The organism is Pseudomonas sp. TH37, assembly GCF_016650735.1.
Taxonomy (GTDB): domain Bacteria; phylum Pseudomonadota; class Gammaproteobacteria; order Pseudomonadales; family Pseudomonadaceae; genus Aquipseudomonas; species Aquipseudomonas farris.
Genome location: NZ_JAEKFD010000006.1, coordinates 30,204 through 45,007 on the forward strand (window position 1 = coordinate 30,204; position 14,804 = coordinate 45,007).

10 protein-coding genes are annotated in these 14,804 nt (G+C 57.0%); 6 read left to right on the forward strand and 4 right to left on the reverse strand.

The features are described 5' to 3' along the window. Positions 1–21: 21 nt before the first annotated feature. The 6 genes from aceE to msrA all read left to right on the forward strand — a co-directional run bounded on the left by aceE (position 22) and on the right by msrA (position 11,629). A complete protein-coding gene (gene aceE / locus JFU11_RS16675; RefSeq protein WP_123721536.1) occupies positions 22–2,667 on the forward strand; it encodes a pyruvate dehydrogenase (acetyl-transferring), homodimeric type in 2,646 nt (881 codons plus the stop codon). Between the two features lie 11 nt (positions 2,668–2,678). Next, entirely contained in the window at positions 2,679–4,619 is a 1,941-nt protein-coding gene (aceF, locus tag JFU11_RS16680) for a dihydrolipoyllysine-residue acetyltransferase (protein WP_201061389.1), read from the forward strand. Between the two features lie 283 nt (positions 4,620–4,902). Further along, the gene (locus tag JFU11_RS16685) at positions 4,903–6,300 is read left to right on the forward strand and encodes an alkaline phosphatase D family protein (protein ID WP_201061391.1); all 1,398 of its coding nucleotides are present in this window, start codon (positions 4,903–4,905) and stop codon (positions 6,298–6,300) included. Positions 6,301–6,420: 120 nt separating this feature from the next. Further along, complete coding sequence (locus JFU11_RS16690) at positions 6,421–7,815, forward strand: alkaline phosphatase D family protein (protein WP_201061393.1); 1,395 nt, start codon at positions 6,421–6,423, stop codon at positions 7,813–7,815. 220 nt (positions 7,816–8,035) lie between these two features. Then, on the forward strand, positions 8,036–10,729 hold the full coding sequence (locus JFU11_RS16695) for a GGDEF and EAL domain-containing protein (protein WP_201061395.1): 2,694 nt from the start codon (positions 8,036–8,038) through the stop codon (positions 10,727–10,729). Between the two features lie 252 nt (positions 10,730–10,981). After that, positions 10,982–11,629 (forward strand): peptide-methionine (S)-S-oxide reductase MsrA, encoded by a 648-nt coding sequence (msrA, locus tag JFU11_RS16700; protein WP_030129439.1) that lies wholly within the window; start codon positions 10,982–10,984, stop codon positions 11,627–11,629. 140 nt (positions 11,630–11,769) lie between these two features. Here the strand turns inward: msrA and rlmJ are convergent, their stop codons facing one another. From rlmJ to JFU11_RS16720, 4 genes are all read right to left on the reverse strand, one after another. Further along, positions 11,770–12,609 (reverse strand): 23S rRNA (adenine(2030)-N(6))-methyltransferase RlmJ, encoded by an 840-nt coding sequence (gene rlmJ / locus JFU11_RS16705; protein WP_201061397.1) that lies wholly within the window; start codon positions 12,607–12,609, stop codon positions 11,770–11,772. A gap of 382 nt (positions 12,610–12,991) precedes the next feature. Further along, positions 12,992–13,315 (reverse strand): hypothetical protein, encoded by a 324-nt coding sequence (locus JFU11_RS16710; RefSeq protein WP_201061399.1) that lies wholly within the window; start codon positions 13,313–13,315, stop codon positions 12,992–12,994. A 366-nt stretch (positions 13,316–13,681) separates the two neighbouring features. Next, positions 13,682–14,272, reverse strand: a complete 591-nt coding sequence (locus tag JFU11_RS16715; RefSeq protein WP_201061401.1) for a hypothetical protein — start codon at positions 14,270–14,272, stop codon at positions 13,682–13,684. Between the two features lie 119 nt (positions 14,273–14,391). After that, positions 14,392–14,802 carry a hypothetical protein gene (locus tag JFU11_RS16720; RefSeq protein ID WP_201061402.1) on the reverse strand — a complete coding sequence of 137 codons (411 nt, stop codon included), beginning with the start codon at positions 14,800–14,802 and terminating at the stop codon, positions 14,392–14,394. Between the last annotated feature and the right edge of the window lie 2 nt (positions 14,803–14,804).

Below are 14,804 nucleotides of genomic sequence, written 5' to 3' on the forward strand. Positions count from 1 at the left end.
CTTTCCGCCCTGGAGCAAGCCATGCAAGACCTCGATCCCGTCGAAACCCAGGAATGGCTGGACGCCCTGGAATCGGTTCTCGACAAAGAAGGCGAAGACCGTGCTCACTATCTGATGACCCGTATGGGCGAACTCGCGACCCGTAGCGGCTCGCAGCTCCCTTACGCCATCACCACGCCTTACCGCAACACGATCCCCGTTACCCACGAAGCACGCATGCCTGGCGACCTGTTCATGGAACGCCGCATTCGCTCGTTGGTACGCTGGAACGCGATGGCCATGGTAATGCGTACGAACCTGAAAGATTCTGACCTGGGTGGTCACATCTCCAGCTTCGCTTCCAGTGCGACCCTGTATGACATCGGCTTCAACTACTTCTTCCAGGCCCCGACCGACGAGCACGGCGGCGACCTGATCTACTTCCAGGGCCACACCTCGCCAGGCGTTTACGCCCGCGCGTTCATGGAAGGCCGCATCACCGAAGACCAGATGAACAACTTCCGCCAGGAAGTGGACGGTCAGGGCCTGTCGTCCTATCCGCACCCATGGCTGATGCCTGACTTCTGGCAGTTCCCGACTGTATCCATGGGTCTGGGCCCGATCCAGGCGATCTACCAGGCACGCTTCATGAAGTACCTGGAAGCCCGTGGTTTCATCCCGGAAGGCAAGCAAAAAGTCTGGTGTTTCCTGGGCGACGGCGAGTGCGACGAACCGGAATCCCTGGGCGCCATCTCGCTGGCTGGCCGCGAGAAGCTCGACAACCTGATCTTCGTCATTAACTGCAACCTGCAGCGCCTTGATGGCCCGGTTCGCGGCAACGGCAAGATCATCCAGGAACTCGAAGGCGTGTTCCGCGGTGCTCAGTGGAACGTGACCAAAGTCATCTGGGGCCGTTTCTGGGACCCACTGCTGGCCAAAGACGTCGACGGTATCCTGCAACGTCGCATGGACGAAGTCATCGACGGCGAGTACCAGAACTACAAAGCCAAAGACGGCGCGTTCGTGCGTGAACACTTCTTCAACTCGCCAGAACTCAAGGCGATGGTTGCAGACTTGTCCGACGACGAGATCTGGAAACTCAACCGTGGCGGCCACGACCCGTACAAGGTCTACGCGGCGTACCACGAAGCGGTCAACCACAAAGAACAACCGACCGTCATCCTGGCCAAAACCATCAAAGGTTATGGCACCGGTGCCGGCGAAGCGAAAAACACTGCGCACAACACCAAGAAAGTCGATGTCGACAGCCTGAAGTTGTTCCGTGATCGCTTCGACATTCCGGTCAAAGACGAAGAGCTGGAAAACCTGCCGTTCTTCAAGCCGGAACCAAACAGCGCTGAAGCCCGCTACCTGAGCGAGCGCCGCACTGCACTGGGCGGTTTCGTGCCACAGCGCCGCGCGCAGAGCTTCAGCGTGCCGACCCCGTCACTCGATACCCTCAAGGCTATCCTGGACGGCTCGGGCGACCGTGAAATTTCCACCACCATGGCGTTCGTGCGGATCCTCGCGCAACTGGTCAAGGACAAGGAAATCGGTCCACGCATCGTCCCGATCATCCCGGACGAAGCCCGTACCTTCGGTATGGAAGGCATGTTCCGTCAGTTGGGCATCTACTCCTCCGTCGGCCAGCTCTACGAGCCAGTCGATAAAGACCAGGTGATGTTCTACAAAGAAGACAAGAAGGGCCAGATCCTCGAAGAAGGCATCAACGAAGCGGGCGCCATGAGCTCCTTCATCGCTGCCGGTACTTCGTACTCCAGCCACAATCAGCCAATGCTGCCGTTCTACATCTTCTACTCGATGTTCGGCTTCCAGCGTATCGGCGACCTGGCCTGGGCCGCTGGCGACAGCCGCACCCGTGGTTTCCTGATCGGCGGCACCGCCGGCCGGACCACGCTGAACGGCGAAGGCCTGCAACACGAAGACGGTCACAGCCACATCCTGGCTGCCACCATCCCGAACTGCCGCACCTTTGATCCAACCTACGGCTACGAGCTGGCGGTGATCATTCAGGACGGCATGAAGAAGATGACCGAAGAGCAGCAGGACGTTTTCTACTACATCACCGTGATGAACGAGTCCTACCAGCAACCAGCCATGCCGGCCGGTGTCGAGGAAGGCATCATCAAGGGCATGTACCTGCTCGAGGAAGACACCCGCGAAGCGGCGCACCACGTTCAGCTGATGGGCTCCGGCACCATCCTGCGTGAAGTCCGTGAAGCGGCGAAGATCCTGCGTGAACAGTTCAACGTCGGCGCTGACGTGTGGAGCGTTACCAGCTTCAACGAACTGCGTCGCGATGGCCTGGCCGTCGAGCGCAGCAACCGTCTGCACCCGGGCCAGAAGCCTAAACTGAGCTACGTCGAAGAGTGCCTGAACGGCCGTAAGGGTCCGGTCATCGCGTCTACCGACTACATGAAGCTGTTCGCTGAGCAAATTCGTCAGTGGGTCCCGTCCAAGGAATTCAAAGTCCTGGGCACCGATGGTTTCGGCCGCAGTGACAGCCGCAAGAAGCTGCGTCACTTCTTCGAAGTCGATCGTCATTTCGTGGTGTTGGCAGCCCTGGAAGCTTTGGCTGACCGTGGCGATATCGAACCTAAAGTGGTGGCTGAAGCCATCGCCAAGTTCGGTATCAACCCGGAAAAACGCAACCCACTGGACTGCTGAGGAGACACTCTGTGAGCGAACTCATTCGCGTACCTGACATCGGCAGCGGTGAAGGTGAAGTAATTGAACTGTTTGTGAAGGTCGGCGACCGTATCGAAGCCGACCAGAGCATCCTGACACTTGAGTCGGACAAGGCGAGCATGGAAGTGCCTGCGCCGAAGGCCGGTATCATCAAGAGCCTGAAAGTGAAGCTGGGCGATCGTCTGAAAGAAGGCGACGAACTGCTGGAGCTGGAAGTCGAAGGTGTCGCTGCGGCTGCCGCTGCGCCGGCTGCCAAGGCTGAAGCTGCGCCTGCTGCCGCGAAAGCGCCGGCTGCTCCAGCTGCCGCGCCTGCTGCTGCCAGCATTCAGCAAGTGCACGTGCCGGACATCGGTTCGTCGGGCAAGGCCCAGATCATCGAGATCCAGGTCAAGGTCGGCGACACCGTCGCGGCTGATCAGTCGCTGATCACCCTGGAATCCGACAAGGCGAGCATGGAAATCCCATCGCCTGCCGCTGGCGTGGTCAAGGCCATCAGCGTCAAGCTCAATGACGAAGTCGGCACCGGCGACCTGATTCTGGACCTGGAAGTGGCGGGTGCTGCTGCACCGGCCGCGGCCGCGCCAGCCCAGGCTGCTGCGCCTGCTGCCGCTGCTCCAGCGCCAGCCGCTGCGGCTCCGGCGGCTCCGGTTGCCGACACCGTTCAGGACATTCACGTCCCGGACATCGGTTCTGCGGGCAAGGCCAAGATCATCGAAGTGCTGGTCAAGGCTGGCGATACCGTCACCGCCGACCAGTCGCTGATCACCCTGGAATCCGACAAGGCGAGCATGGAAATTCCATCGCCTGCCGCTGGCGTGGTGGAAAGCGTTTCCATCAAGCTGGATGACGAAGTCGGTACCGGCGACCTGATCCTGAAGCTGAAAGTCAAAGGCGCGGCACCTGCTGCAGCTCCGGCGCCAGCCGCTGCTGCACCTAGCGCTCCTGCTCCAGCCGCCGCAGCACCTGCTGCTCCGGCACCTGCCGCACCTGCTGCTGCACCGGCCAAACCGGGCGCCAAGGTTCACGCAGGTCCGGCGGTGCGCCAACTGGCCCGCGAATTCGGCGTCGAGCTGAGCGCGGTCAGCCCAAGCGGCCCACACGGTCGCGTGCTGAAAGAAGACGTGCAGGTTTACGTCAAAGCCATGATGCAGAAGGCCAAGGAAGCACCGGCCGCTGGCGGCGCAACCGGCGGCGCGGGCATCCCGCCGATTCCGGTCGTGGACTTCAGCCGCTTCGGTGAAACCGAAGAAGTGCCGATGACTCGCCTGATGCAAATCGGCGCGTCGAGCCTGCATCGCAGCTGGCTGAACATTCCTCACGTGACTCAGTTCGATTCGGCTGATATCACCGAGCTGGAAGCGTTCCGTATTGCTCAGAAAGCCGTTGCAGAGAAGGCCGGCGTCAAGCTGACCATCCTGCCGCTGCTGCTCAAATCCTGCGCGCACCTGCTCAAGGAACTGCCGGACTTCAACAGTTCGCTGGCGCCAAGCGGCAAGGCGATTATCCGCAAGAAGTACGTGAACATCGGCTTCGCGGTCGACACCCCTGAAGGCCTGCTGGTACCGGTCATCAAGAACGTCGACCAGAAGAGCCTGTTGCAACTGGCAGCCGAAGCCGCTGCGCTGGCTGCCAAAGCCCGCGACAAAAAGCTCACCGCTGACGACATGCAAGGCGCCTGCTTCACCATTTCCAGCCTCGGCCACATTGGCGGCACCGGCTTCACGCCGATCGTCAACGCGCCGGAAGTGGCGATCCTCGGTGTTTCCAAGGCAACCATCCAGCCAGTCTGGGACGGCAAAGCCTTCCAGCCGAAACTGATGCTGCCGCTGTCGCTGTCCTACGATCACCGTGTGATCAACGGCGCCGCTGCTGCACGCTTCACCAAGCGTCTGAGCGACCTGCTGGCGGACATCCGCACCATCCTGCTGTAACACCGGCCGGCCCTCCTTCACCGGAGGGCCAGTCGCGGTCCATGTTTTCCGAGCGCCACGCTCGTACCTCAACCCCGCCAATTTGGCGGGGCTTTTTTTGCCCTGAAGAAAGCCCTCCTCTGCACCTTATTCCTACATTCATGGCTTACGCCGCCTACAACTCGAGTCCACTTCCTCCCGATATTTTTTGCGAGCCAATAACTAGTCTTAGTTAGGAGAATTTCTAATAGAAACTTCGACAACTTAATCTGCTTAGTTAGCATTACTTCGAATGGATTCGAACATGTTCAAACCGACTGTCGGCCCGATTATTGGCCACACTACAACTAACCATGCCCGCATTTTCTTGCGCGGCGAATTACAAAATAATGCCTTGGTATTTGCAGGCATCCGTTATCGACGCGCCGGTGAAGAACACTGGTCCAAAGGCGTATTTACAGAACTGACCATCTTGCGCGACATGTCCGATGTGATTGCACTCACCGATCTCGCCATTGATACCGACTATGAATATCAGGCGGGATGGTTCAGCCCCATGAGCCCGGTGCATACCGTGGAGACGATCCAGGAACTGCCGCTGCAATGGCCGCGGGAGATCTACCGCTTTCGCACACAGTCCAGCAAAACCACCACGCCACGGGCCTATATCGTAGGCTCATGTCGTTACCTGCGAATGACCGCCGGCATTGCCTCGGCACCGCATTTGGGCGATCGGATCTTTGCCTCGATCAAAAACCTGGCGGAACGCGCCGAGCCGCCTATCAGCGCCATGCTGATGACTGGCGACCAAATCTACGTCGATGACCTGAACCTCGTGGCCCCCGACCGGGAATACAAAGACATCCTCAGCAAATACCGCACGGCTTTTTCTCAGCCGCATATCTCGACGTTAATGTCCGGCGTGCCGACTTACATGATCCTCGATGACCATGAAATTGAAGACAACTGGCCCGCCAATGCAAGTAAGAGCGATGTTCACTTATACCGAAACGCCATGGCCGCGTATGAGCTCTATCAAGTCAGCCACAGCCCCGTACATGAACTGCTTGCCAACGGGCAAGTCAACAGAGCGCTGTTGCCGCACTATTGGTATCAATTCACCGAGGGCGATATCGAATGGTTTATTACCGATAGCCGAACCCAACGCAATCTGTCGGCCAGCGACCGGCGCATCCTTGATGAAGAGCAGGAGCAGGCGCTGCTCAAATGGCTGATCAACAGCACGGCCCGGGTCAAATTCGTGGTCACCAGCGTCATGTTCTACCCCGACCGAAAACTTAACGGCGATGACGCCTGGAAAGCTTTCCCGGAACAACGACTACGGCTGCTGGAGACGATTCGTACGCACGGCATCAAGAACGTCTTGTTCATTTCTGGCGATGTCCACGGCTCCTTGACCAGCCGCCTGACCCACAGCGAAGACCCGGACTTCGAGGTGCACACCATTGTCTCCTCACCCCTGTGCAACAGCAAACTGCTGCCGTATGCCAAGGCCTCCACGTTCATCCTCGATCAACCGCTGGCCCAGACGACCGCCGGCAACTATCGACACGAACTGACCAGTCAGGTGATCAGTGAAGACAACTTTGCCCATGTGGTTGTCGATTTGGAAAAGATTCGAATCAGCTATCACACCAAGGATGGCAAAGCGCTGCAAACCACTGAAATTTCATTGCGCTGACACTGGAAAGTAAACATCCAGAAAAACAATTGAGTACAACAACGATAAATATCTATCGCACAGCCTCGCTGTGCTTCCCCTAATTTGCCTACGGAAATCAGGTTATAAATGGAGAACACCGTGCAACTACAAAATACTACCGTAGGCCCTATTCTCGGGCACATAACGACGACAACAGCGAGAATCTTTCTGCGTGGCGGAGATCAACTCAAAAAAGACAACAGCGTCAGGATAGCTGCAGTTCGCTATCGAGACTCCAGGAACACACTGTGGAAAGTACACACGAAAACGATACAAAGAGAGAATGACAACACTGTCGTCATCCAGTTATCAGGGCTTAGCTCAAACAAGAACTATACGTTCCAGATTGGCTGGTGCAATGCAAGCAATGAGTTCCTGGCGGATCCAGACGCTACAGAATCATTCATTTGGCCCCAAAAAAAATTCAAATTCCGAACACAGAGCGACACAAGCAACTTGAAGCGCAGCTACCTCATCGGCTCATGCAGATATTTAAACATTACCGCTGGAATCCCCATCAGCGCAGGGCAAAGCTCGTCTATTTTCAGGGCAATGGCTAGACAAAAAATCAAAACCGACGCGCTTGTCATGGTAGGCGACCAAATCTATGCCGACGATATGAACGCGTTAGGCCAAGACACGTCACTGAATGATTTCCTTCTTAAATATAGAGCGGCATTTTCTGAAAAGAACATTCGAAAACTCATGGCAAAGACACCCACCTACATGATCCTGGATGATCACGAAATAGAGGATAACTGGCCTGCCAACAAATCTGATGAAGACACAGACTTATTTAACAACGCAATACGTGCCTATGAGATCTACCAGTCCAGCCACGGTCCCGCTCACTCACTTTTACCCGATGGATCACTGAGCAATCGACCGACTCATTACTGGTACCAATTTTCACATGGCAGCGTCGAATGGTTTGTTCTGGATACTCGCACGCAACGAAACCTCTCGTCCGAGGATCGACGGATACTCGATATTGAACAAGAAAAGGCATTGCTCGACTGGTTAGCCTGCAGTACCGCCAAAGTGAAATTCGTCGTTACCAGCGTCATGTTTTACCCGGACTTGAAGGAGGACGGAGAAGACTCGTGGAAATCCTTTGCCGAGCAACGCAATCGAATTCTTGAAAGCATCCGCTTGAACAAAGTCAAAAATGTATTTTTTATTGCCGGAGACGTTCATGCCTCGATGACAAGCAAGCTCACGCACTCGGAGGACAAAGACTTCGTTGTCCACACCATCGTCTGCTCGCCATTGAACTGTATTCCCTTGTTCGGCCCCCCGACCGCAGACGCATTTATGCTCGATCAGGTGCTGAGCACAGTCAACGGGGCGACCTATGCGCACACCCTTACCTGCGCAAAAGTAATCAGTACTGATAATTTTTCACGCGTCACTGTCGAAGGCGATATCGTTTCGGTGAGCTTCCACAACAAGAGAGGCACGCTCCTGGAAACGGTCAACATTGCCCTGCGCTAACCCCGTCCAATCCGCCGGCGGAGCTGACTTTTCACCGGCGGAACTATAAAACCATACGGCGGCCTGCAGAAATCGTCCTCTCTGCCGACATATTCTTATAGCACTTGGCCTTCATGTCTCTTGTCAGTCGGTGTCGCAATGATGCAACCTTGCCGCAGACAACAGTAAAGAGGGCGAGAGCCCGGCGCGATCAGCATATTCGAAGCGAGTTTCCCTCCATATGAAGAGCCAACCCGATGCCGCCAGCCGTATGGTGGCCGAGGTAGTGACGCAGTTGCCTGTGCCCTCGCGGCTCGGCATGCTGCGTTTCGAACGGCTGAATGAACCGAGCTGGGCGCTGCTGTTTCTCGACCCCAATTGCGAACGACAGTTTGGCCTGCCGGCAGTGGAGCTCTGTGCCCTGGTCGGCTCGCCCTATGCCAGCCTGATGGAGCCGGAAGCGCGCTATCAACTGCACGACACGATCCAGCAGCAACTCGCCGATAGCCCGCATTACCTGATCCGCTACACCTTGCACACTGCCGCAGGCGTACTGAGCCTGCTGGAACTGGGCGAAGCTTACAAACAACACAATCGACACCTGCTGCGCGGCTACCTTATGGTGGTGGACGGTCTGTTCGGCGGCGAACCGCTAACGCCGGCGCTGGATCTGGAAACCCAGAACTCACGCCTGCAAATTGCCCTGGAACTCAATCAGCGCGCCCAGCAGGAACAACTGCAGCACCTGGACCGGGTGCGCGCCCAGCAAGATCTGATTCTGCTGCTGACCCGCCAGCGCTACAGCACCAACAATTCCCTGCAAGAAGCCGCCGAGCTGATCACCCGCAGTGCCTGCGACATCTATGAAGTCGACTGCGCCAGCCTGTGGAACCTCGACGGCTCGCTACTGACGCCGATCTCCGCCTATCACCGCGTTACCCGGGGTCACCGACTGCCGGAGCCGATCGATGTCAGTGGTTTCCCCGATTACCTCGACGCCTTGCACACCGGGCGCGCTATCGATGCCCACAACGCCATGCGCGACCCGCGCACCCGGGAAATAGCCGAGAGCCTGCGCCCGCGCGACGTCAACGCCATGCTCGACGCCAGCATCCGCGTCGATGGCCAAGTGGTCGGCGTGCTCTGCCTGGAACAGATCGGTGCGACCCGCGCCTGGCAGTCGGACGAAATCGCCTTTGCCGGCGAGCTGGCGGATCAGTTCGCCCAAGTCATCAACAACCACAACCGCCGCACCGCCACCAGCGCCCTGCACCTGTTCCAGCGTGCGGTGGAGCAAAGCGCCAACGCCTTTCTGCTGGTCAATTGCGATGGCGTGGTGGAGTACGTCAACCCAAGTTTCACGGCGATCACCCAGTACACCACCGAGGAAGTCCACGGCCAGCGGCTATCGGAACTGCCTGCGTTGGAGAACCTCAGCGAACTGCTGTTCGACGCACCGTCGGCGCTGGCCAAGAGCAACAGCTGGCAGGGCGAGTTCAAGAGCCGGCGCAAAAACCTCGAACCCTACTGGGGCCAGTTGTCGATTTCCAAGGTCTATGGCGACAACCGAGAGCTGACGCACTACATCGGCATCTACGAAGACATCACCCAGACCAAGCTCGCCCAGCAGCGCATCGAGCGCCTGGCCTACACCGACAATCTGACCAACCTCGGCAACCGCCCGGCGTTCATCCGCAACCTTGATGAACGCTTCGCCCGAGACAGCGACACGCCGATCAGCCTGCTGCTGGTGGACATCGACAACTTCAAACGCATCAACGACAGCCTCGGCCACCAGACCGGCGACAAGCTCCTGATCAGCCTGGCCCGGCGCTTGCGCAACAGCCTGAGCCCGAGCGGCAGTCTGGCGCGCTTCGCCAGTAACGAGTTCGCGGTGCTGCTGGACGACACTGACCTCTCGACTGGCCAGCAGGTCGCCAACCAATTGCTGGCAACCCTCGACAAACCGATGTTCGTCGACAACCAGTTGATCAGCGTCACCGGCTCCGTGGGCCTGGCCTGCGCGCCGCTGCATGGTCGCGACCCGCAGACGCTGATGCGCAACGCCGGCCTGGCGTTGCACAAGGCCAAGGCCAACGGCAAACATCAGGTGCAGGTGTTCACCGAAGCGCTGAATGCCGAGGCCAGCTACAAACTGTTCGTCGAAAACAACCTGCGCCGCGCCCTGACCCAGAACGAGCTGGATGTGTTCTACCAGCCCAAGCTGTGCCTGCGCAGCGGTCGCCTGCTGGGCATGGAAGCGCTGCTGCGCTGGAACCATCCGGAAAAAGGCATGATCCGCCCGGACCAGTTCATCAGCGTCGCCGAAGAAACCGGGCTGATCATCCCGATCGGCAAATGGATCGCCCGCCAGGCCTGCCGCATGAGCAAAGAACTGACCGCCGCCGGCCTCGGCGATCTGCAAGTGGCGATCAACCTGTCCCCCAAACAGTTCTCCGACCCGGACCTGGTGGCGTCCATCGCCAACATCCTCAAGGAAGAAGAGCTGCCGGCGAACCTGCTGGAGCTGGAACTGACCGAAGGCCTGCTGCTGGAAGCCACCGAAGACACCCACTTGCAGCTCGACCAGCTCAAGCGTCTGGGCCTGACCCTGGCGATGGACGACTTCGGCACCGGTTACTCGTCGCTCAGTTACTTGAAAAAATTCCCGATCGACATCATCAAGATCGATCGAAGCTTCATCCACGAAATCCCCGACAACCAGGACGACATGGAAATCACCTCCGCGGTGATCGCCATGGCCCACAACCTGAAACTCAAGGTTGTGGCTGAAGGCATCGAGACGGCCGAGCAGTTGGCCTTCCTGCGCCGCCACCGCTGCGACGTCGGCCAGGGCTACCTGTTCGACCGACCGATCCCGGGTTCCGAGCTGATCGAAAAGCTCAAACGCTACCCGCGCGGCCCAATCGCCTGAGCACACCGCAATCCCTGTGGGAGCGAGCCTGTGTGGCGAGGGGGCTTGCCCCCGTTGGGCTGCAAAGCAGCCCCAAAATCTCTGATGTTCAAAAATCTTGTGAGTGCTACGCACTCAAACGGGGCGATGCGGCGTTCCGACAAGCCCCCTCGCCACAGGCCCCACTCCCACAGGGGTAGTGCGTAACTGACCGGCATTAGGCACACTGGCAGTCTGTTTATTTACATCTCAACCTGACTGAGAGGACTGATCATGGTCTTGCGCTCGGAAATCCTGGTGAACAAAAACGTGCTCCCGACTAAAGAACAAGCTCTGCCTGGCCGCGAAACCCCAATGACCGTGCCGGAAAAACACTTCGTCCACGACGCCCCGCTGCTGGGCCCGTTCGTCACCGACGTGGATTTCGCGATCTTCGGCCTCGGCTGCTTCTGGGGCGCGGAGCGCAAGTTCTGGCAGCGCGAAGGCGTGGTCAGTACGGCGGTGGGTTACGCCGGCGGCTTTACGCCAAACCCGACGTATGAAGAAGTCTGCTCGGGCCTGACTGGCCACAGCGAAGTGGTACTGGTGGTCTACGAGCCGGCAAAAGTCAGCTACGAAGAGCTGCTGAAAATGTTCTGGGAACTGCACAACCCAACCCAGGGCATGCGCCAGGGCAATGACATTGGCACCCAGTACCGCTCGGTGATCTACGCCACCAACCCGACTCAGTTGGCAGCCGCCAAGCACAGCGAGCAAGTATTCCAGGCCGAGTTGACCAAGGCTGGCAAAGGCACCATCACCACCGAAATCGAAGAAGCCCCGACGTTCTACTTCGCTGAGGCGTATCACCAGCAATACCTGGCCAAGAATCCCGAAGGCTACTGTGGGATTGGCGGTACAGGCGTGACTTGCCCGATCTGATTTTCGGGCCCTGAAAGCATCGCGGGCAAGCCCGCTCCCACAAGGTGATGTGTCTGACCACTATGTTGTGATCGACATAACACCTGTGGGAGCGGGCTTGCCCGCGATGGCGTCGGATCAGACGCCACTAACGCAATGTATCAACTCTCAGCAATCAACCAATCCATCTGCCACCCACCCTGAGTCTGCCCAAGCTTCTTGGACAACCACGGCAACAACTCACGCAATTCCTCTTCCAGCCCCCATGGCGGATTAGCAATCGCCAACCCCGAGCCATTCAGGCTATTGGGCGTATCCAACGGATGCACCAGCAACTCCACCCGCAACAACTTCGGCGCGCCCGTGCCGGTCAGATCCTGATAAAAACGACGCAACATGCGCTGGTCCTTCACCGGGTACCAGATCGCCGCCACTGTCTGACGCATCCGGCCAATCGCCTCTTTCAACGACGCCGCACAACGCTGCATCTCATCAAGCTGCTCGAACGGCGGATCAATCAACATCACCGCCCGCTTCTCCTGCACCGGCAACATCGCACGCGGCACATGCCAGCCCTCGCCCAAGTGAACCTTCACCCGACGATCACCGGCCATGTTGTCCTTGAGCAGCAAGCCGTCTTCGGGGTGCTTCTCGTTGAGCATCAGCCGATCCTGCGGCCGCGTCAGACGCCGCGCCAACTCCGGCGACCCCGGGTAATAGCGCAACTGGCCATCCGGGTTCATGTCGTGCAGCACCTTCATGTAATCCGCAGTCAGCGCCGGCAAATCCGGCTGATCCCACAACCGCGCGATGCCTTCCAGGTACTCACCGGTACGACTGGCCTGATCGCCCTGCAGGTCATACAGACCAATACCGGCGTGAGTGTCGAGATAGGCAAACGGCTGCTCCTTGCGCGACATCAGGGCGATGAGGCGGGTCAAAGTCAGGTGTTTGAACACATCGGCGTGATTGCCGGCATGGAAGGCGTGACGATAATTCATGATTGCTCCTGCGAAGGCCGGGAAGTTTACCTTGTACCGAGGCGAACGTCAGGGGTTCGCGGCTGAGCGGACAATCTGCCCGGCAATCACCCCAACGCAGAAGCAAGGGGGTGATCCCAACCCTGTAGGAGCTGCCAAAGGCTGCGATCCTTTGATCTTTGCCCTTGTGGCGAGGGAGCTTGCTCCCGCTGGGCTGCGCAGCAGCCCCACAATATCCCGGTCAACTACAAAACCCCGTGGCGAGGGGGCTCGCCCCCGTTCGACTGCGCAGCAGTCGCCAAACCAAACACCGCGGTCTGCCTAAAAAAACCGGATTGCTGATTTTGGGGCCGCTGCGCAGCCCAACGGGAGCAAGCTCCCTCGCCACAAAAGCTGCTCGGCGCTAGTCCGAAGGCCGAGCCCGCAACCGCCGCCCAATCACATCCAGCACATCACACCCATCCCGCAACGGAATGGCACACAACAACGCAAAATCACTAAGAATGAACGATTCACACTCAACCGAACCGCGCATCGACATGTTCTCAAGCACCTGCGTGACGGCGCGAATTCGATAGTTGGCAGCGTCGTATAAAACATCGAGCGGCGCGTGGGTATCGACGAACAGCGTGGGCATGTCGGTGCAGTTGCTGGTGAGGGCCATGAAGCGATTTTTGGGGTGGGGGAATGGTTTTTCGTAGGGTGGATCTGGCGTTAGCGTCGTCATTTGTAAATTTCATGAGTATGAAAATGAGCTGCCAAACGCCCCCTCCTACAGGTTTGGGTGGCAGCCATGCGCAGGAGTAGGAGTACCGAGCACTCATGAACCTCGGTCACGCCGAAGCGTGTCCCACGCACAGCCGCCGCGAACGATCATATGGACACGAGTTAAGTGCCGCAATCAAACGACAGAGCTGTTGCATCATGAGAGAGGGCTCCTACACCCTGCCACCACTTGCGCGGTGACAGCCAAAGACTATCCCTGCAACCCATCGCCCACCAGTTCATGGAAGCCGCCACAACTTGAAGGAAACTTCCGACGACCTTGCCCGGAAAATTCGTTACCACCACGAAAATATTAAACAGATCTTAATTAGTCTGTTGTGCTGGCAATGAGTGCGCTGAGAGTTCGACGCTTGGGATTCCAGATCGTCAGACACCACACCCCCCACCACTCCAAACCCGCATCAAAGTAATTGCTCCATGGTTCTACATCTGGCGTTTTATCGTCATCGACATCCATACCCGTACGAAACCCCTCGACCCAATTGATTACTGATACATCATCTGCTCCATTTAAGCCAAGGAGTTCGCACCATTCTTTAAAGACAGATTGAGCCTCCGCCTGACCTTTTTTAAATTTCGCACGATAGGGTGGATTCAAAAAACAGGCATATAGTGCCAACCGCTCAAAAATATCGGCTCTATCCGTTAAGGTCAGATTTCGAATCTCATCCTTACTTAATGGAGTAGCTATGGCACCTTCTAAATCCCAACTAATCAGCGGCTCTGGAAAATCCTCATACTTTGGATCCTTTGTGAGATTTTGGTGCCAATGTAGCGCTTCCTTCGTCAGCGCGTCATGAAGTGCAGTCAACGCTTGCCGATGTGTAGATTCATCTACTTCAATAGCAGATTCGGACGCAAGAACAACAAACTGGAAAACGCATCCGGCGTCATACATTCGTTTATACAATGATGCAGTTTATTCTTCTTCAATAACGTTCAACACAAACAAAGCCACCTTTATCTAAAATGCAAATACGCGACACAAGCAATCAAACTAAAAATCACTAAAACTCTTTACCAACTCGCTGGATCTTCAAGACTGGCTTTTTGAAGGTCGTCTTTCCACTCCACAGTTGCCAATCGATAAATATCTTCAAAAAAAACTCTTGTATTTTCCATTTCATCCCACCCACAGGGGAATGAGGAATACGCCTCTGGGTCATATTCCAGCAGCGACTGGAAATCATAGCTTTTGTCCTGAAGCGCCTCTTCTAAGCATTTATAAAGTAAAAAACGGTGTCGATATGTGCGATTTCTAACCAGGCAATACTTGAGTATTAACTCTTCTCTGTCCGCTGGATCATTTGGATTGAATTTTTCCAGTTCCTCTCCAAGAGTATGCTCACGATCATAAATATCGAAACAACCCAAAAAATATGAAGGTGTCGGCATATAAGGCTGCTGAGTATCAGGATCAATAAACATAA